Source organism: Candidatus Galacturonatibacter soehngenii (genome assembly GCF_008830185.1).
GTDB lineage: Bacteria > Bacillota > Clostridia > Lachnospirales > Lachnospiraceae > Lachnotalea > Lachnotalea soehngenii.
In genome coordinates this window covers 1097834-1118527 of record NZ_WAGX01000005.1, presented here as the reverse complement: position 1 = coordinate 1118527, position 20694 = coordinate 1097834, and the positions used below count along the sequence as shown (strand labels likewise).

At 34.2% G+C, this 20694-nt stretch carries 20 protein-coding genes and 1 pseudogene; 18 read left to right on the top strand and 3 right to left on the bottom strand.

What is annotated here, in order from left to right:
- Positions 1 to 100 precede the first annotated feature (100 nt).
- On the top strand, positions 101 to 877 hold the full coding sequence (locus tag F7O84_RS12590; protein WP_192451745.1) for a MerR family transcriptional regulator: 777 nt from the start codon (positions 101 to 103) through the stop codon (positions 875 to 877).
- Here the strand turns inward: F7O84_RS12590 and F7O84_RS12585 are convergent.
- Positions 867 to 2879, bottom strand: a complete 2013-nt coding sequence (locus F7O84_RS12585; protein ID WP_151145729.1) for an FAD-dependent oxidoreductase — start codon at positions 2877 to 2879, stop codon at positions 867 to 869. The two genes, F7O84_RS12590 and F7O84_RS12585, sit on opposite strands and share 11 nt — an antisense overlap.
- A gap of 231 nt (positions 2880 to 3110) precedes the next feature.
- Here F7O84_RS12585 and F7O84_RS12580 point away from each other — a divergent pair, with 231 nt between their 5' ends.
- The 11 genes from F7O84_RS12580 (at position 3111) to F7O84_RS12530 (ending at position 13937) form a co-directional block, all read left to right on the top strand.
- Positions 3111 to 3680, top strand: a complete 570-nt coding sequence (locus tag F7O84_RS12580) for a GNAT family N-acetyltransferase (RefSeq protein WP_151145726.1) — start codon at positions 3111 to 3113, stop codon at positions 3678 to 3680.
- A gap of 5 nt (positions 3681 to 3685) precedes the next feature.
- Entirely contained in the window at positions 3686 to 3910 is a 225-nt protein-coding gene (locus tag F7O84_RS12575) for a helix-turn-helix transcriptional regulator (protein ID WP_151145723.1), read from the top strand.
- Positions 3883 to 4602, top strand: coding sequence for a helix-turn-helix transcriptional regulator (locus F7O84_RS12570; protein ID WP_151145720.1), 720 nt, complete (start codon positions 3883 to 3885; stop codon positions 4600 to 4602). Before F7O84_RS12575 ends, F7O84_RS12570 begins: the two co-directional genes overlap by 28 nt.
- Positions 4603 to 4641: 39 nt before the next feature.
- Complete coding sequence (locus F7O84_RS12565) at positions 4642 to 4893, top strand: DJ-1/PfpI family protein (protein WP_151145717.1); 252 nt, start codon at positions 4642 to 4644, stop codon at positions 4891 to 4893.
- A 77-nt stretch (positions 4894 to 4970) separates the two neighbouring features.
- Complete coding sequence (locus tag F7O84_RS12560) at positions 4971 to 6323, top strand: transposase (RefSeq protein ID WP_151142126.1); 1353 nt, start codon at positions 4971 to 4973, stop codon at positions 6321 to 6323.
- A gap of 545 nt (positions 6324 to 6868) precedes the next feature.
- Entirely contained in the window at positions 6869 to 8392 is a 1524-nt protein-coding gene (gene abc-f / locus F7O84_RS12555; RefSeq protein ID WP_151145715.1) for a ribosomal protection-like ABC-F family protein, read from the top strand.
- Positions 8393 to 9032: 640 nt separating this feature from the next.
- A complete protein-coding gene (locus F7O84_RS12550) occupies positions 9033 to 9806 on the top strand; it encodes a hypothetical protein (RefSeq protein WP_151145712.1) in 774 nt (257 codons plus the stop codon).
- 38 nt (positions 9807 to 9844) lie between these two features.
- Positions 9845 to 11206 carry a zinc ribbon domain-containing protein gene (locus F7O84_RS12545; RefSeq protein WP_151145709.1) on the top strand — a complete coding sequence of 454 codons (1362 nt, stop codon included), beginning with the start codon at positions 9845 to 9847 and terminating at the stop codon, positions 11204 to 11206.
- A gap of 131 nt (positions 11207 to 11337) precedes the next feature.
- Positions 11338 to 12201 carry a 5'-methylthioadenosine/S-adenosylhomocysteine nucleosidase family protein gene (locus tag F7O84_RS12540; RefSeq protein ID WP_151145706.1) on the top strand — a complete coding sequence of 288 codons (864 nt, stop codon included), beginning with the start codon at positions 11338 to 11340 and terminating at the stop codon, positions 12199 to 12201.
- Entirely contained in the window at positions 12173 to 13228 is a 1056-nt protein-coding gene (locus F7O84_RS12535; protein ID WP_151145703.1) for an SPL family radical SAM protein, read from the top strand. Before F7O84_RS12540 ends, F7O84_RS12535 begins: the two co-directional genes overlap by 29 nt.
- Entirely contained in the window at positions 13209 to 13937 is a 729-nt protein-coding gene (locus F7O84_RS12530; protein ID WP_151145699.1) for an SDR family oxidoreductase, read from the top strand. The genes F7O84_RS12535 and F7O84_RS12530 overlap by 20 nt, the downstream gene beginning before the upstream one ends.
- A gap of 9 nt (positions 13938 to 13946) precedes the next feature.
- Here F7O84_RS12530 and F7O84_RS12525 read toward each other — a convergent pair whose 3' ends face one another.
- Entirely contained in the window at positions 13947 to 14762 is an 816-nt protein-coding gene (locus tag F7O84_RS12525) for an AraC family transcriptional regulator (RefSeq protein WP_151145696.1), read from the bottom strand.
- A gap of 231 nt (positions 14763 to 14993) precedes the next feature.
- On the opposite strand from F7O84_RS12525, the gene F7O84_RS12520 reads away from it, so the two are divergent.
- Positions 14994 to 16283 (top strand): glycoside hydrolase family 27 protein, encoded by a 1290-nt coding sequence (locus F7O84_RS12520; RefSeq protein ID WP_151145693.1) that lies wholly within the window; start codon positions 14994 to 14996, stop codon positions 16281 to 16283.
- Positions 16284 to 16382: 99 nt separating this feature from the next.
- Positions 16383 to 16505, top strand: a pseudogene (locus F7O84_RS19540) (rubredoxin-like domain-containing protein); the annotation flags it as partial.
- Positions 16506 to 16771: 266 nt separating this feature from the next.
- Here the strand turns inward: F7O84_RS19540 and F7O84_RS12510 are convergent.
- On the bottom strand, positions 16772 to 17293 hold the full coding sequence (locus F7O84_RS12510) for a nitroreductase family protein (protein WP_151145687.1): 522 nt from the start codon (positions 17291 to 17293) through the stop codon (positions 16772 to 16774).
- Positions 17294 to 17487: 194 nt separating this feature from the next.
- Between F7O84_RS12510 and F7O84_RS12505 the strand changes: the two genes are divergently transcribed.
- The 4 genes from F7O84_RS12505 (at position 17488) to F7O84_RS12490 (ending at position 20693) form a co-directional block, all read left to right on the top strand.
- Positions 17488 to 17922, top strand: coding sequence for an Hsp20/alpha crystallin family protein (locus tag F7O84_RS12505; RefSeq protein WP_151145684.1), 435 nt, complete (start codon positions 17488 to 17490; stop codon positions 17920 to 17922).
- A gap of 60 nt (positions 17923 to 17982) precedes the next feature.
- Positions 17983 to 18408: an Hsp20/alpha crystallin family protein gene (locus F7O84_RS12500; protein ID WP_151145681.1), complete on the top strand. Its 426-nt coding sequence runs from the start codon at positions 17983 to 17985 to the stop codon at positions 18406 to 18408.
- A gap of 69 nt (positions 18409 to 18477) precedes the next feature.
- Complete coding sequence (locus tag F7O84_RS12495) at positions 18478 to 19845, top strand: FAD-dependent oxidoreductase (protein WP_330578780.1); 1368 nt, start codon at positions 18478 to 18480, stop codon at positions 19843 to 19845.
- 152 nt (positions 19846 to 19997) lie between these two features.
- A complete protein-coding gene (locus F7O84_RS12490) occupies positions 19998 to 20693 on the top strand; it encodes a response regulator transcription factor (protein ID WP_151145678.1) in 696 nt (231 codons plus the stop codon).
- The last annotated feature ends 1 nt before the right edge of the window (position 20694 follow it).

The window sequence follows — 20694 nt, the reverse complement described above, 5'->3', positions numbered from 1 at the left end:
TCTATCAAAAGGCAAAAAACGATAGACTCATAAAATTGCTTCCATAAACTTAGTCTTAATACTATTTTATTGATAAATGATATTTGGAAAAGAGGTTATCATGAAGTACAAAATTAAAGATGTAAAACGTATTTTAAATATCAAAGAAGAAACGCTACGATATTATGACAATCAGGATATCATAAAAACCAGCCGAGATGAAAGTAATAATTACCGTTACTTTAAAGCAACGGATATTAATAAAATATTTGCTTATAAAATGTATCGTTCTCTTCTTTTTTCGTCCACGGATGCTAAACAGTTAGTATCAGGAAATTCCGAGGATTATCTGTTAGACAAGCTAAATGAACAGCTGACAGTTATAAAAAATAATCAAAATTATTTAGAACGAGCACATAAGCATATCTTTGACTTACAGATTAAGTTAAATAAATGGAAATCATTTCAGGGTGGATTTGAAATTGTAAAATCCCCTGGATGTTATTATCATCCCAATCAAACACTTGACTCTTTTATTCTAAACTCCACTGTATTTGAAAATAGTTGGCATTGCTTTGATTATTTTCCATCAATCTGGCCATGTTTTTATTATGAGCCTTCCATTGATGATAAAATTAGTTTTGGATATGGTATTGAAGTAGAACACGTTGAGTTAGCTGATATGATTCACCTTCCTCCAACTAAGTGCTTGTATACCATGTTTCTTTTAAACACTGATTTGTTTGAACACATGAACACTTTGCTGGAGGAGGCAAATCAATACTGCCGCCAAAATGGTTATTCCTTAAGTGGAATTACCTATGGAAATATACTTCATGAAACGAAGAAGGACGGCCTTATTTCACAATTGTTTGATGTATATATGCCTATTGTTTAAGCAAGTCAATATCTTTTCCTAATGCATTTTCTGTTGCAGCAGCACCGGCAAGTCTTCCGGAATTATAAGCCCATCCCTGTGCAGCACCTTCTATGGTATGGGCATAATGGTCAGAATAAATTCCGCCAGCATCTGCTCCCGCAGCGTACAGATTAGGAATTGTAGTATAGCCGTTTTCTGGATCTGCCTGTACTACTTCAAAGGCTGAATTAATACGAATTCCCCCAACGGTACAAAGATTATTAACACTGACTTTATAAGCGTAATAAGGTCCTTGACTCATCTCGTACATATGCTGTGCATCTTTTCCAAAAAGAGTATCTTTACCATTTTTGGCATCCGTATTATAGCGGTTCATAGTTTCTTGCAATGTACTTTGTTTCATATTAAGCTTCGTTGCTAATTCTTCTAAGGTATCAGCTTTTACAACATATCCGCCATCTACCATTTTGTTTGTGATTTCAGTTAGTTTACCCCAGCCTTTATCCATAGGAGTAATCTCAGGCATAGGCCCCATAGCAATCTTATCTTTCATACCAGCAGATCTTGCGCCCTTTTCTTCTAATGTTTTTAAGAGTTCTTCATTATACAGAAAATATGCGTAATTTCCTTGTGATATTACAGAATTACTGGAAAGTGCTCTATCATAAACAATATCTTCATTGGCAAATCGATAACCTTGGGCATTTACCCATGGAATGATAGGCATATATGCTACCGAGGAAGTTGCTTGGTATAAATCCATAAATTCGTAGTCGCCTTCAATCTGGCCATTGCCTTCTACATTGAAGGTATGTGCTACCATGGCGGATAAGCCTCTAGAAGCAGCCCCTGCCTCCCATGCCATCAAAATTCCATCTCCTACATTGGAATTATATCCGGCCGCATTTACGGTTACGCCATTTAATGCCTCTTTTATCATATCTTGATTTCCAACAAAGCCACCTGTCGCAACAATAACCGACTTAGCAGTAATTTTAAGAGTTGCACCGTCTTTAGCTTTGGCGGTTACACCAGTTACACTTCCATTGTCGGTTATTAAGCCATCAGCAGGTGTTTCATAGTAAATTTCTGCTCCATTTTCCTCTTTTATTTTGGTCAACATTGCTCCTAATTGCTCTGAGGTTTTTGTATAATCATCGTATTTATGATAACCGTTTGTACCAGCTCCATGACTTTGCTGTACGGCTTGTTCAGTCTTGTGGAATACAACACCGTGATCTTCTAGCCAATCTCCAGTCGTGCCTGATAATTCAAGGAACTGCTTTACCAAAGAAGCATCTGAAAGCCAATCCATTTCCTTCATCCATTCTTCAAATATATAGTCGATGTCAACTGGCTCATCACCTAATTCTCTTGCTTTTTTACTATTGGCTGCAAAAAATCCCCCTCCGTTTGCAGTGGTTCCCCCTGCAATAGCTGTTTTTTCAAGAACAATCACCTTGGCTCCGTTTTCAGCAGCTGTAACAGCAGCGGCTGTTCCCGCACCACCAGCACCGATTACGACTACATCAGCAGATAATTCAATTGTTTTTCCTTCATTTTCCTTTGCTACTTCCTTTTTTAAAGAATCAATGTCTGCACCTGCCTGAGTAAGGGCATCTTCAATTGCAGCTAGAAAACCATCAGAGGACTCTGTTGCACCACTTACAGCGTCTACGCCCAAGGATTGTTTGGCAATGACTTCTTGTATCAAAGATGCAATCGCGTTGTCACCTAAGCCTTCAGTCTCAGAAGAATCCAAAAGAGTTATGCTCTCAATTGCGTTTTCTGTGACAGTTACCTCAACTTTTATGGTGCCATTTTTTCCTTTTGCTTCCCCAGTATAGGTACCTGCAGTATAGGTTACTCCAGATGTGTTTGCATCTTGTGTTGGTTCTTCTGTTTGAGTTTCTTTCGTGTTTTGATTTACGGTTTCAGTGGCTGTTTTTTTCTCACCTGCGCAACCTAGCATAGAAACAGCTAGGATACAGCTAAGGAATAATGGTAAAATCTTTTTCATATGTTTCCTCCCAATTAATATGTTTCAAAGTTTGTTATTTTTTTGACAAATTAAACAGTAAAACAAGCGCTTGTTTATACAGAAATAAGCTTACACCCTGTAGCAACTATAAGGTCAAGGTTAAAATTGATTCCCGCAATGTACTTCATTTAGTAAATTTAATAACAGTGACATACAGCTGTCATAGTTATATTGTTATAATTTGATAAAAAAACAAAGGGGAAATATGTTATGGTAGATGTATATAATAAGTGTCCTATCCTTGAAAACGATTCTTTTTTATTAAGATTTGTAGAGATTGATGACACTTTGGATATGTTAAAGATTTATAGTGATAAACTAGCAGTTCCACTCTTTAATAGCGATAATTGTCATGGAGATACCTTTCATTATGTTACAATGGAACAAATGAAAGATGCAATTTTGTTTTGGATTATGGAATACGAAAGAAAAGGATTTGTAAGATGGTCAATTGTAGATAAAGAGAAAAATAGTGTGATTGGAACCATTGAGCTATTTCACAGAGTGGCGAAGGACTATTTTCATGCATGTAGATTACTACGTCTTGATTTAAGAAGTGACTACGAAAATGAAACCAGTATTCTTTCGATTCTATCCTTAATAATTCCACAAGCCTTTGAATTATTTAGTTGTAATAAGATTGCAACGAAAGCCAAAGAATTTGCCAAGGAGAGAATACATGCGTTAACAAAAATGGAATTTCACTTGTCAGATCAAAGTTTAATTGGTTATGACAAGTCAAGATATCAGGATTATTGGGTATTACATAAAATGGAGTGAATAGGATGAAAATTGATCGCCTTTTAAGAATTACAATTTACTTATTAAATCACGGTAAGACCTCTTCTGCTGTGTTAGCAGATTATTTTGAAGTGTCACAACGTACCATTATGAGAGATATGGATGCATTATGCTTGGCAGGTATTCCTGTATGTTCCACAACAGGTGTGGATGGCGGTTATGAGATTATGGAACACTTAAGATGCAAAGCCAAGTGGCAGGACAGTTAGACTATAACTATGTGATTTGTGCGCTACAAGGACTTGCTTCCGCATTTGAGAATAAAGAGATACAAGCAACACTTGAGAAAATAAAAAGTTTAAACGATGGTAAGAATCAAACCATGATATTTGATTTGAGCGTTGCTCATGAAAATCGAAATACAAATGAAATGCTGTATGTTCTTAACCAGTGTATAAATGATAAGCAAGTAATTCAATTTATTTATACCAATGCAAATGATGAAACAAAACAAGTAGTGGTGGAACCTATCAGCACCCTATACAAATGGTACAATTGGTATTTGATTGGATATAGTAGGAGGCATCAAGAGTATCGATTATACAAGGTAGTTCGCATGGATCAGTTAAGTGCCTTAGTACATGAAAAAGTTAAGGTACATGATTTAAACAAAGTGCAGGAAATCATGCAAAATGCTAAGGAAAATCGCAAAATAATTCGTATTGTTATGAAATGCAATAAAATATTACATGCAAAATGTCGCGAATACTTCAAAGCAACTATACTAGAGGTTGAAACAAATGGGGATTTTGTATGTGAAGCTCTAGTTCCAGAAGAAGAGATATTTTGGTATGGTATTCTTTTGTTCTTTAAAGATAAGATACAAGTTTTGGAACCACCAGAATTAATCAGACGAATCAAAGAAGATTGTAACAACATTTTAAAGGTCTATGAAGACTAAGATAGCATACAAAAAGGAAACAAACATAGGAGATAATAAATGAGACACATCATATATATTTATTTAAAGGATAAAATGGCTGACTGGGAACTGGGATATATTCTACAAGGGCTTAGTATGCAATCTATGTTAAAAGAAGAAAAATATAAAATAAAAACAGTTGGTAAAACAAAAGACCCCGTGAAAACTTTGGGAGGAATTACAATGCTTCCTGATGCTACAATAGAAGAAATAAATAAGGCAAAAGAAATACAGGATACAGCTTTGAGGAATAAAAATTTTTCGCAATAAAATATTTAAATTTCATGCAGGGTGACCACCTGTGCGGTAAAATATAAGCAAGAAACTTTTCGCACAGGAGGATACAGATGACAAAAAAGGAAAAACGTAAGCGTAAAAAACAGGACCGTGGAATTGTTGATTTTATGATGGTTGCTAATCATTTTTTTCATGCATTGAAAGAATGGATTTTGGAAATGGATGATCCAAGGAACCCGAGTTATACCACATATACACAAACGGATCTAACTTATATGGCAATTCTGAAAAATGTATGTGGACAGCACTCAATGAGGGAAATGGAAGAAAACTTTAATAAGGAAACATGTATTGCTACTTTACGTCTTATGTCAGGAAATCAGAACCTAGAGGAAATGCCTCACTATGATACCTTGAATTATTATCTCGAAAAACTTTCGCCAGATTGCCTGTCAGGCTTGAGGAAAAAGATGGTTACAAGTCTAATCCGTGGGAAACAGTTCAACAGAGGACGTATGCTAGGAAAATACTGGCGTATTATTCTGGATGGAACGGGTTTGTTCTATTTCAAAGAGAAGCATTGTGATAACTGTCTTTGCGTGACAAGGAAGACGGACGATGGAAAGGCAATGAAGTTGTACTATCATAAAGTGTTGGAAGCAAAAATTGTATTGAATGATAATGTAGTTATAAGCCTAGGTACGGAATTCATAGAAAATGAAAAAGAAGATATAAGCAAGCAAGATTGTGAAATAAACGCAGCAAAACGTCTGCTAAAGAAAATAAAGAAAGACTACAAAAGACTGCCGATTTGTGTACAGGGGGATGCTTTGTATGCAACAGAACCATTCATGAATCTTTGCCGAAAAAAATATCATTGGGAGTATCTTTTTACACAGAAAAATACCAGACAAAAGAAACTGGGTGAGGGATTTGAATGGATCAAAAGCGGCGAAGATACAACGCGAAAGAAAGGGCTCTGTAAAGAAAAAGGAACGGCCTATTATGCAAACCATGTGGAAGAACTTGCTGAAAAAGAAGAGGTCATGAATGTATTAGAGTATGAATATGAGACGAAAGATAAAGAAGGGAAAAAGCAGATAATTCGTTTTCAATGGATAAGTAGTCTAGAAGTAACCAATCGAAATCTGGAAGAAATAATACTTGCAGGAAGAGGTCGTTGGAAAATAGAAAATGAAGGATTTAATAATCAGAAGAATGGAATTTATCGCATCGAACATCTTAACAGTAAAAACAGTAATGCGATGAAGAACCATTACCTGCTGACACAGATATCGGATATTCTGATGCAACTCTATCTTGCGTGGAATCCGTATATAAAGGAACTAAAACAGAGCATAAAAAATACATCTTCAGGCCTACTGGAAAGTTTTCGAGGACTAACAGTAACACAAGAAGATGTATCTTACATAAACAGATACACAACTGTGTATCTCGAATAACAAGCTAATTGTAGCACAGGTGGTGATTGAATGAAAGATGAAATAACAGAATATTTATCCACAAGCTTTAAAAATTGGTTAAGTAGCGCAGTAGGATGTGCATAACAATAAGAAACAAATGAAAAAAAGTGGATAATTAGCAAAAATAGAAAATACTATTTTTGAAATGGAATAAATAAAATTTATTCTTCACCGCTGTACAGGATAGATTTTAATTGATATCTAATTTAGCATATAGTATAATAATAAGAGTTAGAATTTTAGAGAGAGGTGAAAAGATGAGAAAATAATTTACTTTTGAGACATGATACGTTTTATTGCAGTAAATCCAATTGGATTATACTGTAATTCATGTTGCCAAAAGTGGATTATGATTCTCATAACCTCTCTTTTTGCATGTAAAAAACTAACGAAGTTAGATAAGGTTAGATTATTTGTTTGATACTTACAAATTGGTGTCATAGTAACAAAGTAAGAGAGATAAGATGTGAATCAAAATCATTTGGCAACAAATGATTTTTTAGTGTTATGAAGGAGGAGTTAATATGGCACAAATCAATATATCGAATCTTACGTTTTATTATGAAGGAAGTTTTGAACCAATTTTTGATGAGGTATCATTTTCCATAGATACGAACTGGAAATTAGGGTTTATTGGAAGGAATGGGAAAGGAAAGACTACATTTCTTAATTTATTGCTTGGAAAATATGAATATCAAGGAACGATTAAAACATCAACAGTATTTGATTATTTCCCATATGAAATCAGTAAAGAGCAAATGAATAGGAGTATTGCAGATTTTATGGAGGAAATTAAACCAGGGTGTGAACAGTGGAGAGTCATTTGTGAGCTTGAAAAATTAAAAGCTTCTGCGGATATACTATATCGACCTTTTGATACACTTAGTTACGGAGAAAGAACGAAGGCCATGCTTGCTATCTTATTTTCAGGCGATAATAATTTCCTACTCATTGATGAACCAACCAATCATTTGGATCAGGAAGCCAGAGAGACGGTAAAGGAGTATCTTATGCAAAAGAAAGGCTTTCTTATGGTATCACATGATAGAGATTTACTAGATGCTTGCGTGGATCATGTATTGGTTCTGAATCGAAGAAGCATTGAGATACAAGCGGGTAATTTTTCCAGTTGGTGGGAGAATAAAAGCAAAAAAGATAATTTTGCCATCATGGAAAATGAAAAGCATCTAAAAGAGATTGCATCATTAAAGAAAGCGGCTGATCGAAGCAATCGCTGGGCAGAAAAGAATGAAAATACAAAAATAGGGTTTGATCCAGTAAAGGAAAACGACAGGTCTATTAGCAGCCGTTCCTACATTGGAGCTAAAACTAAAAAGATGCAAAGTAGAGTAAAACAATATGAGAAAAGAATGGAAAGAGAAATTAGTGAAAAAGAAGGGCTTTTACAAGATATAGAAAGTCCTGTGGATTTAAAGCTAAGTCCACTTACCCACCACAAGGACGTTTTGATATATGCCAAAGAATATAACCTCAAATATGTAGATGCATCAAAGAATGTAATCAACGAGTTTGATTTTGCTTTACATCAAGGGGAACGAGTATTTTTGAAAGGTAAAAATGGTTGTGGGAAGTCTAGCTTCATCAAAGCAATCCTTGCCTCTAATCAGCAGGAAAATCTTGATAATATGATTACAAGTGGTACACTAAAGACTTCAGCGGGACTTATTATTTCTTATATCAATCAAGATACTAGCTTCTTAAAAGGAAGTATCAAAGCATTTTGTGAAACCAGAAATCTAGAGGAAAGCCTTTTTTGTGCAATTCTAAGGCAACTGGATATGGAGCGAGTACAGTTTGTTAAGCCAATGGAAGAATATTCGCAAGGACAAAAGAAAAAAGTATTGATTGCAGCAAGCTTAATGACACCAGCCCATGTCTATATATGGGACGAACCACTAAATTACATTGACGTATTTTCTAGAATGCAAATCGAGAAGTTATTATTAAGTACAAATCCTACTATGATAGTTGTAGATCATGATGTGAGATTTCAGGAAAAGATTGCAACGAGAGTGGTTGAGATGTAAAAGAGAAAAGGGATTGAACTCTTGTTTGTACAAGAATTCAATTCCTTTTCTTTAGTACTATTGGACTAAAAAAATAGGAAAAAATGATTGTTTATTAAAAAGATACATGTTACTATATAAGATAGAAAAGTAGTAAATAAGGGTAAAGATATACTGGGGAGATAAATATTTAATACGATATGTTTTGCAAAATTTATATCAGAAGATTCTAAGTTTTGTTAAAGCTACAATCAAGGAGTTATGGATTATTACATGAATCTAAATCAGATATGAATGATATGAGTCAATCTGATGATAAACTAGGGGTAAAAATTGATACAATTTTAATACAAAAATTCTCTGTGTTCTTTATTATCATAATGTTCTAAATAAGAATATCTACTTATCTAAAATATTCTGAAACGAATATAGCTTTCATTTACCAAAATAAGAAGTTTGATCGGTTGGGCTACATGTTAAAAGCTCAAACGAAATAAAGGAAATTAATAATCAAAAATAATAATAAAAGATTGTATAATTCCGCTTAAAAATTTATTTATTTATTTCAGTTGTTTTAATTATCTTTGTTAAATTTATTTAATAGATTCATAATAGCAAACTATTAAATATTTTTAAAATACATAAGAAAAGAGGAAAAAACATGGGAAATTTTTGTAGGTATTGTGGAAAACCAACACAGGAGGGAGAAGTATGCACATGTCAATCAAATGGTCAAGAAGAAGGTAAATTGGATCATCAGACAGATTTAAATGTAGTAAACAGCAATAGTCAAGCTACAAATCAACATTTTATTAAATTTGACGAGAAGTTAGTAAAAAGCACAGTTTCGTCAATAAAAGATTTAAGTGTCAGTTTCTTGCTAAAGCCAGTTCAAACATTAGAATTAGCTTTGGCAGAAAATAATAAATTACCCCAATTTATAATTGGATTAATTTATGCAGTCGTATTGATGTTATGTTTAACAATAAAGTTATCTTATTTTAAAATTTCATTTGGTAAGATATTGTTAATTACACTGGCGTTTGTTTTATTTAAAGCAATATATGCGGGAGCGCTATATATATTTGCAAAAAAGCAAAACTATCAACTTAAAACATTGTTAGGTTTATTTTGCTTATCTTCATTGCCTGAAACAGTGGCTATACTAGTAGTATTTTTGCTATCATTTATTTTTGCTTCTTCCTATACGTTATTAATCATTCTGCTAATTATGCCATATGTTATAGCAATTAGCTCAGAATTAATAACATTTCAGGTTATTCTAAAAAATGATAAAGATAAGTGTTACTGGGCATTTATTTTTAGTAGCTTAATTGTTACGTTAATACAGATGATAATTATTAAGCAGGCTATCATTGCAGCTATTCAGTCTGCTATGAGTAGTATGGGTAGTATTTTAAGTACGTTTTATTAAATTGATATGTATACTTATGAGAAAAGGACGGGAGTAGTATGTTTTGTGAAAATTGTGGTGCAAAATTAGCTAACGATGCAAAATTTTGCGAGAAGTGTGGACAAATGATCAAATCAGATGAGGGCAATCATTCAGAGAATCTGAATGTAATTGAGAATAAAAATATTACAAAATTTAAAAAGCTTTCTAAAAAGAATATTTCTATCATCGGTATGCTTTGTATCGTGTTCATTTTTGGATTATTAGTAGTTGTTAATAAAAAAACAACAATTAATGTGTCGGATTATGTTAAGATAGAATTCTCAGGTTATGATACGATTGGTACTGCTAAAGTACAAATTGATTATGATGCATTTGAAAAAGATTATGCGGATAAACTAAAGTATTACGGTAAGGATAAACTAGAGGCAAGCTTTATGGAACCTTACGAAATCTTTATTGATAAATGCATTAGTGGAAATTTAGATAAAATGGAGAATCTTAAAAATGGCGATACTGTAGTATATAAGTGGACTTGTGATGAAAAAGTCGCCAAAGAAGTTTTTAAAGTAAAATTAAAACTAGATGATTTGAAATTTACGGTAAGTGGACTAAAAGAAGTTTATGAAATGGATCCATTTGAAAACATTGAATTGACTTATTCAGGAATTTCTCCAATGGGAAGCGTAAAAGTTAGCAAAAAAGTGAAGAACAACATCATGGATGACCTATATTTTGATGTGGAACCATCGGATGGTTTGAGTAATGGAGATAAAGTAGTTGTATCTATTAGTGATGGATGGTGGGATGATATACAAAGCTATTACTTGGATGAATATGGTGTAAAATTTACGTTAACAAGTAAAGAATATACAGTTGATGGTTTAGGCTCCTATATTACTTCATTAACGCAAATTCCAAAAGAATCACTTGATAAAATGAAAATACAAAGTGAAGACACTTTAAAAGCCTATGTAGCTCAAGCATGGAATGAACATGAATCATTGGATGAGATGACCTATATTGGAAGTTATTTATTAACACCTAAAAATGCAAAAGAAAATTATGGTTATATTTATGGTTATAATAGTGGTTATAATAATGAGGTCTATTTGGTATATAAAATCCAAGCAAGTAATAACTTTGATGAAGCAGATATTCATGAAAATTTTACATATTATTACTTTGTAGCCTTTCAAGATATTATTACTTTACCTGATGGGACATGTTCAATAGACTTAAGTTCATACAAAACTCCAAGTGATAGTTTTACGCGAAAAGTAGTATTTGGATCTAGTAGCTGGGATTATTATAATTTTTATTATTATGGTTATGAAACATTGGATACATTATTTAATAAGTGTATAACTGCAAAAATTGATGAATACAACTATGAAACAAATGTTGAAGAGATTGAATAATGGTTAAGACAAAAGGACTTTTGTATGATTGCAAAAGTCCTTTTTTGTAAGGAGATTACAGTTTAAGATAGTTGAACAAATCCACTCCATCGGCTATACTAAAAACAAACAAAGACAAGAGGAGTGAAGCCATGCTTTATATTTCAACAGCACTTTATTGTGAGGCAAAGCCCATAATTTTGTATTTTGGTTTAAAAAAGACAGACCAATTTCATAAATTTCAAGTATTCTTAGGAGATGACATATTAGTTGTGATAACAGGTGTGGGAGAGATAGCGGCGTCCGTTGCAATTTCTAGTATATGCAGTGTTATTCCACCAGAAAAAGGAGATTTCTTTCTCTCCTTTGGAAGTGCTGGTACAGTCTCAAAGTCTTTGACTTTAAAGGAAATCTATTTGCTCAATAAGATAACACAATTATCTACGAACCAGACCTTTTATCCAGACGTATTATTTCGCCATCCTTTTAGGGAGATACAAGGTGTAACGGGAAGTAGGGTATTAAAGGAAGAGATACAAGCATTGAATCAAACACAAGAGGAAAGTCTTTTTCTTTATGATATGGAAGGAGCAGCGTCTTACATCAGTGCTTCCTATTTTTTTGGAACACATCAAATGGCTTTTTTGCGAATCCTATCTGATTATGGTGAAAAAAAAGATCAAAGAGAATGGCTTACCCCCAATCAACTTACCTTGATGATTGAAGAGAAAGCACATGCACTATTTCCTTTTATCGAGCAGATGAAAGAGCAAGCCAGGCAAAAAGAGCAATTGCTTCACACACAGACGAGTGAATTTCTAGAGCAAATGGAACAATTGCTTTGCTTAAGTACCTCCATGAAATATATATTGCAACAGCATCTTAGTTATTATCTGCTCTTGCATGATGATCTTTTGGACATTATAAAATGGTGCGACACACATATACCAAACAGTTGTAAAAGTAAAAGAGAAGGAAAGATTTATTTTGAAGAACTCAAACGACAATTATTATGATAGAGCCTTTACACATATCTATGTAGAAAAAGAATTGGCAAGTGGCACGCAGGCAAAGGACATAATGAAGCATTTTCCCAATGCTAAAATCATTTTGATTGACCATTATAAAGATGTATTTAACCGAAGTGGGCAAAATTTTCATGAGCAAAAAAAAGTGCGAAACCTAATTCTTGCGAATAAGAAAGGGAAGTTAGTCTATCCTGGTGCACAAGTGTGCCAAAGCTTTGGAAATCAACATTTTTATTATACCTCAAGTGTCATGAATTGTATCTATGACTGTGAATACTGTTATTTGCAAGGAATGTACCCTAGTGCTAATTTGGTCGTATTTTTGAATCTGGAGGATATGTTTGATGAGGTGAGAGAATTGCTCAAACAACATCCAGTTTATCTTTGCGTATCCTATGATACAGACTTGATGGCATTAGAATCCATTCTTTCCTATGGAAAGCGGTGGGCAGAATTTGCGAAAGAAAACGAGAAATTAACCATTGAGATTCGAACCAAGTGTGCTTCCTTAAAAGCCTGGGAGGACATAATGCCCTCAAAACAAGTCATTTATGCATTTACGTTATCCCCAGAAGAGGTGTCAAAAGCATATGAAAAAAGAACACCCTCGCTGAAACAAAGACTAACTTGCATTAAAACACTTATGGAACGAGACTATCAAGTACGTTTGTGCTTTGATCCAATGCTTTATATTTCAGATTATAAAAAGATATATGGAGCCTTTTTTGATGAGGTTAAGAAAGAGATAGCTTTGAATCAAGTATATGACGTAAGTATTGGTGTCTTTCGTGTTTCAGAGGATTATCTAAAAAAGATGCGAAAGCAAAATCCAAAGTCCGCGGTACTTCAATTTCCATATGAAAACGAAAATGGAGTGTACCAATATCAAAGAGAGCTCACCAACGAGATGCTTAACTTTGCAATGGATGCATTAAAAGAATCCATTCCAGAGGAGAAAATATTTTCTTGGGAAGAGGAGAAAGGAAAAGAAAGCAATGGAAAAAAGCGTAAATAACCAAGTAGCACTTGTAACGGGAGCGTCTTCTGGCATTGGACTATCCATTGTGGATATGCTTTTAGAAAAGGGTTACATTGTCTATGGGATAGGAAGAAATTTTGACCAATCGGTGGATTTAGTGAATAAAATTCTAACAAAAGAAAACTTTCATCCCCTTAAGATAGATGTTGAGAATACTCCCTTATTGTTGAAAACAATCAATGATTTAAAGAAAAGTGTGGATATTCATGTATTAGTCAACAATGCAGGTGTTGGTTACTTTGGTCCACACGAAGAACTAAATGCTAAGAAAATAAAAGAAATGACGAATATTAATCTTACTGTACCAATGCTTCTTACACAAGTCCTGCTTCGTGATATTAAAAAAAGCAAAGGATATGTATTTTTCATATCCTCTGTTACCGCTCAAAAATCCAACACACATGGCTGTGCTTATGGAGCAACCAAAGCAGGGCTAACAAGCTTTGCAAAAAGTCTATTTGATGAAGTAAGAAAGTACGAGGTGAAAGTAACCGTCATACATCCTGATATGACAAAAAGTAATTTTTATCGAAATGCAGATTTCAAGGAGGGAGAGCAAAAGGATACCTATGTAGAATCTCATGAAATCGCAGATGCGATGTCCTTTTTACTCGATCAAAGGGAAGGACTTGTAATTACAGAACTTACTATAAAGCCACAAAAGCATCAAATAAAAAGGAAATAAAGTATGCCGTCATTCACTTTGTTTCTTTCGGTACAAAAAAGGCGTAGTGTGAACGTGCTTTTTGAAATGTTTATTAAAGGAAGAGGCATCTTTAAAGCCACAAGAATAAGCGATTTCTGATATTGGCAAATCAGAATCGCTTAAAAGCTTTTTCGCAACTTTTAATCGATAGGTAATCAAATATTGTTGAGGAGATATATTTTTGTTAGCCATAAATAACTTATAAAGATAAGTTCGGTCAATGGATAGATATTTCGCAATATCAGTAATCTGAATATCGTAAGTGTAATTATTATGGATATAATCAAGTGCCTTCTTAAGATAGCTTTCAAAGGAAAGCTTATCAGGAGAATCAATTGGGTGATAGATATAAGAAAAGCACTGATAAAGCATGCCAAGGTAAGCAAACTCATTGCCTCTTTTAGCAAAAAAAACATCAACCAAGGAAGCTAAGTCTTCCCACAGTTTTGATTTATCACAATTTCTTATAATAAGCTGATTCTTTGAAAGACCACAGCCATACAAAACATTCATAGCATCATAACCATCAAATCCAATCCAATAATATTCCCATGGCTCAGTCTCATCTGCAAAGTATAGGGTACGAATTCCAGGATGAATGAGAAATCCTTCTCCTTTTTTTAAATGATACGTTTCCCCCTCCACTTGATACGTTCCTTTTCCGCTCTTAATAAAATGAATCAGATAATGTGGTCGAATCGCAGGACCAAAAAAGTGCGAAGGTTTACATTTTTCATATCCGCATTGGTGTAAAAAAAGTGGTCGCTCGGGTACAACTATTAAATCATTTTTTTCTATTTTCATAGAGGCTCCTTGGAATCACTTATAAAATGGAAAGATACAATAAGTGATTTGTCAACATAATTACAAGTCTAAGACACATTTAACATAGACTGTATTTACCAGTAATTATATAATGTTTTCTAGAAAAGAGCAACGTGTTAAATAGCATAAGGGAGATTGCTATCATCTATGAAGTAAAAATTTTATTGCAAAAATGTTTTCTTTTGTAAAAACAAGATAGGAGTAGGGAGTATGAATAAGAATGAATTTGCACCTACCCCACCTATGGGGTGGAACAGTTATGATTATTACGATACCGCTGTTAATGAAGAGCAGATTAAGCAAAATGCAAAATATATGGCAGCAAATTTAAAAGAATTTGGCTGGGAATATATTGTGGTAGACATTGAATGGTATGCCTATGATGCAGGCTCAAAACGAGAACAGTATCAATACATCCCGTTTGGAAAAGTGGAGATGGATGAATATTCCAGGCTACTTCCTTGTCCAGAGCGTTTTCCCTCTTCTGTAAATGGAAAAGGGTTTCGCCCATTGGCAGATTATATCCATAGTCTAGGACTTAAGTTTGGGATTCATATTATGAGGGGGATTCCAAGAGAAGCCGCGCATAAGCATAGTAAGATATTAGGCTGTGATGTAACAGCCAACGAAATTGCCAACCCGTATAACATCTGTTTTTGGAATCCAGATATGTATGGACTAGAAACAGAGAAAAGGGGTGCGCAGGAATATTACAATTCACTCTTTGCATTATATTCTGAGTGGGGTGTTGACTTTATTAAATGCGATGATATCTGTAGAATGGATATGCCTTCCGCTAAAAAAGAAATTAAGATGCTCCATCAAGCAATACAAAATTGCAAAAGACCTATCGTTCTTAGCCTTTCACCAGGTCCAGCTTTGATTGAAGAAGCAAGTTACTATGAAGGCTATGCAAATATGTGGAGAATTACGGATGATTTTTGGGATGACTGGAAGTATTTATACCAGATGTTTGAACGCTGTGAAACGTGGCAGTCGCATGTAGCAAAAGGTTGTTATCCAGACTGTGATATGCTACCTCTTGGCTATATTGGAAAAGGATTTGGAAAAGAGCGCTATACTTCCTTTACAAAAGAGGAGCAAATTACAATGATGACATTGTGGTGCATCTTTCGCTCTCCGCTTATGCTTGGCGCAAATCTAACGAAATTAGATGATTGGACAAAGAAATTAATTACCAATAAGAAGGTCTTAAAACTACTCTCCGATTCACATAAGGCCAGACAAATTAGAAGGACGGATACGCAGGCGGTGTGGTTTTCAAGCGATACGAAAGAATCGATTGGGTACCTTGCAGTATTTAATTTAAAGGAATCTAAGCAGAACATAATGATAGAAGCCAATGATTTAGGGCTTAAGTCTTTTCAAGACTTACCGTTTGAAGAACTATGGAGTGAAGAAACTTCGATTGGCACAGGTCTATCATTTGAAGCACATGTCTATGGACATGGAGCCAAACTTTATAGAATAGAGATTTAAAATAGGATTTATTGTAAAGTTGCATTGACAATCTTTTATTTTGTGAGATAATTAAATTATATCAAATCGAATAACATATAATTAATAGGAGGTATTCAAATGAAAGAATTGTTCAAATGTAGTGTATGTGGCTATGTTCACGAAGGGGAAGAAGCGCCAAATGCCTGTCCAAAATGTGCTGTGGGAGCAGATAAGTTTGAGAAATTAAGCAAGGAAGAAGCAGACAAGATTTATCGTTCGGATAGAACCAATGCCATTCATATGGAAATCATTACTTTGACAGAAAAGATTATTGCTTTAAGTAAAGAAGGAATTGAAGATAATCTAGATCCAAAGTGTGTTGCAGCTTTTACACAGGCAAAAGATGAAGCATGGGTGATGAAACAAAGATGTAAGACAGAGCTTGCAGGACATATGAAATTAGGTAAATATTAATAAGAGATATTAAAAACGGAGGTGCTTAACAAAGCCCTCCGTTTATGATACGTTTAGAATTGATTGTAATGTATTTTCTCGTAAAGTAGAGTTTCTTCCTGATAAGGTTTTTTCTCTTCGGCTGGATAGCCAACTGCTATTATGCATTCTACACGAAATGAATCAGGTATGGCTAGTAATTTTTTTATATATTCTTCGGATTTTTCAGTTTCGCAGTAATCTCTTTCTCTTACTTGTATCCAACAAGACCCAAGACCCAAATCATGCGCACTTAATTGAATCAAAGTAGAGGCGATGGAGCTATCTTCAATCCAAACATCGCTTAAGCTAGGATCTGCAAGGACAACAAAAGCTAATGGTGCATTTGCTAGAAAAGTAGCTCCATGCTTTTTACAAAGAGATAGCTTAGCAAGTAGATGACAATCATCGACTACAATAAATTGCCATGGTCGAATGGAACGGGAAGAGGGGGCTAATAATGCACTTTTTAGTAAAAGATCAATTTTGTCCTTTTCTACTTGTTTTTCTTGAAATTTTCGTATACTTCTTCTTGTCTTTAATTGTTCCAATAACATAGCGCTCTCCTTTCGCTTTAATTTTTTTTGTGGCTGTTTGCAACTAGTATAATTGGCATAAGTGAAAAAGTCAACGAATGGAATATGAAAAAAATTGAATGAATCACTTGACATATTTTTAAAACGGTGTTATATAATATATATAACAACTATAACAAACATTTTAAATAAATAATTTTAAGGAGGTAGGTACTATGTTACTGACAAACAGAGTGAATCAATTCTTTAATAATTTTTTTGATGATTCGTTTTTCGATGATTTGTTTTTTGATATACCAGTGTTTGAAGACGGCCTTAGAATGAAAGCAGATGTAAAAGAAACAGAAGGGGGTTACATGATTGACATGGAACTGCCTGGCTATGCAAAAGAGGATATTCAGGCTGAATTAAAGGAGGGATATTTGATTATTAAGGCAAACCATAATGAAAATAGAGATGAAAAAGACACAGAAGGTAATTATATACGAAGAGAACGTTATGTTGGTAGTTGTCAAAGAAGTTTTTTTGTTGGAAAGGACGTAAAGCAAGAAGATATTAGGGCAGCATTTCGAAATGGAATTTTACGATTGGCAATACCTAAAAAAACAGTTGCAATCGAAGAAAAATCAAATTATATTGCAATTGAATAATTCATAGCATTGATTGAAATAATAGAAAATAAAATTAGTTCATGTGAGGAGGAATATACCATGTTATTAGCAAATAGAGTAAATAATTTATTTGATGAAATGTTTAAAGATCCATTTTTTAGAACACCTTCTTCTTGGATGGAACACTCCAATTTGATGAAAACCGATGTTTTGGAAAAAGACGGAAGTTATCTCATTGATGTAGAGTTACCAGGATATGCAAAAGAAGAGGTTGTAGCGGAATTAAAGGATGGCTATTTAACGGTTTCTGCAAAACGCAATGAAAATAAAGATGAAAAAGATGAAGCAGGAAATTACATCCGAAGAGAACGTTATACAGGAAGCTGTAAAAGAAGCTTTTACATTGGAAATGGTGTGAAGCAAGAAGACATTAAAGCAGCTTTTAAGGATGGAATTCTACATCTATCGATCCCAAAACAGAATGTAGGAATTGAAGAAAAGAAAAGCTATATTGCAATTGAATAAGGAATAATGTGGACACTCCCCTTTTGGTCTAAACCATGAGGGGAGTATTTTTATTACATATATCCAATTATGTATAGCAAATACATTTATAACGAACAATATACTAAAAAAGGTATGGTGGTGGTTATTATGAATGCTTCGGTTTGGACAAATAATTCGAATGTAACAGAATTTAATAGCTTACAACAAGATATCAAAACTAATGTCCTAATAATTGGTGGCGGGTTGGCAGGAATTTTGTGCGCATATATGCTTAAGCAAGCAGGAGTAGAATATACACTTGTGGAGGCGGACAGGATTTGTAGTGGTATTACCAAAAATACAACTGCGAAAATCACTTCGCAGCATGGCTTAATATATGATAAGCTTATACGAAAATTTGATACAGAAGCAGCAAGACTGTATCTTCAGGCAAATGAGGAAGCACTAAATAAATACAAGGAGCTTTGTCATAATATTGATTGTGATTTTGAGATAAAAGACGCATATACCTATACTCTTGAAGACAATAATAAGATTGAAAAAGAAATAGCGGCTCTCAAAGAAACCGGCTATGCAGCACAGAGAGAGGATATGTTATCCCTTCCATTCACGGTTACAGGGGCTGTTAAGTTTCCTAATCAGGCGCAGTTTAATCCTTTGAAATTTATAGCAAGTATAGTAAAAGAACTAAACATATATGAACGTACAACTGTACGAGAACTAATTGGAACAACGGCTGTCACAGACTATGGAAAAATTACAGCGGATAAAATAATCGTTGCGACACACTTTCCGTTTATTAACAAGCACGGCAGTTATTTTTTGAAAATGTATCAACACCGTTCCTATGTGATTGCACTAGAAAATGCAACCGATGTAAACGGCATGTATGTGGATGAAGCCAAAAAAGGAATGTCCTTTCGAAACTATGAAAACCTATTACTCATTGGCGGCGGAGACCATAGAACTGGTAAAAAAGGAGGTAATTTTGAAGAACTTGAGAGTTTTGCCAAACAACATTATCCAAATGCACAAATCAAATATCGTTGGGCAACCCAAGATTGTATGACACTAGATGGTATTGCCTATATTGGAAGGTATTCTGCAAGAACAACCAATATGTATGTTGCTACTGGTTTCAACAAATGGGGTATGACCTCCTCTATGGTTTCTGCCATGCTTCTTTGTGATTTGGTTCAAGGAAAAGAAAATCCATATGAAAAAGTATTTTCACCTTCACGCACCATTCTTCGTCCTCAGCTTGCGGTCAATGGATTTGAAGCAGTCGTTAATCTTTTAACACCAACTTTTAAACGTTGTCCCCATTTGGGTTGCGCATTAAAGTGGAATCCAATTGAACATACATGGGATTGCCCTTGTCATGGTTCACGTTTTACTAAGGAGGGACAGCTTATTGATAATCCAGCAACCAGTGATTTAAAAATTAAGAATTAATATAAGCAGAGAAGTCATTCTACAGATTTGTAGAATGGCTTTTTTCAATCAATAATTGAACCATATCGGGAAAAATAACGTGTGCCATAAGCTTTCATGTGTTAAAATAAGGAAAATGGTTTGTCTAATGTTTGGTGTAAGGAGGTGTTAGAGTGAAACAAAAAATAGTAGTCGTTGATGACGATGTAGAATTATGTGATTTAATCAAGAAATTTCTAGAGATGGAATGTTATGCTGTGACGCTTCGACATGATGGAGAGAGTGGTCTAAAAGAATGTTTAAAAAATGACTACGTGTTAATTGTACTTGATGTCATGTTACCATTAAAAAATGGTTTTGAAATCCTTAGTAAACTTAGAAAAGAAAGCGATGTTCCCGTTCTTATGCTAACGGCAAAGGACAGTGAGCTTGATAAAGTATCAGGGCTTCGTATGGGCGCTGATGATTATTTGACAAAGCCTTTTAGTATGAATGAATTCGTTGCAAGAGTACAGTCTTTGATTCGTCGTTATACCGCATTTGGTAATCAAATTCAGGAAACAGAAACGTTAGAATTTGAAGAAATGTCTATTTCCAAAACAACGAGAGAAGTATTCATCAATGATTCGTCGATAGAATTGACGGCAAAGGAATTTGAACTTCTATATTTTCTTGCTAAGCACCCAGGTCAGGTATTTACCAAAAAGCAAATTTATAATCAGGTATGGCAAGAGGAGTATGCATTTGATGATAATAACATTATGGTTCATATTCGAAGACTTCGCAAAAAGATAGAGCCAGATCTTGAACATCCGTCCTATATTCAAACGGTATGGGGAGTTGGTTACAAATTTGGAAAAGGAAAGTGAG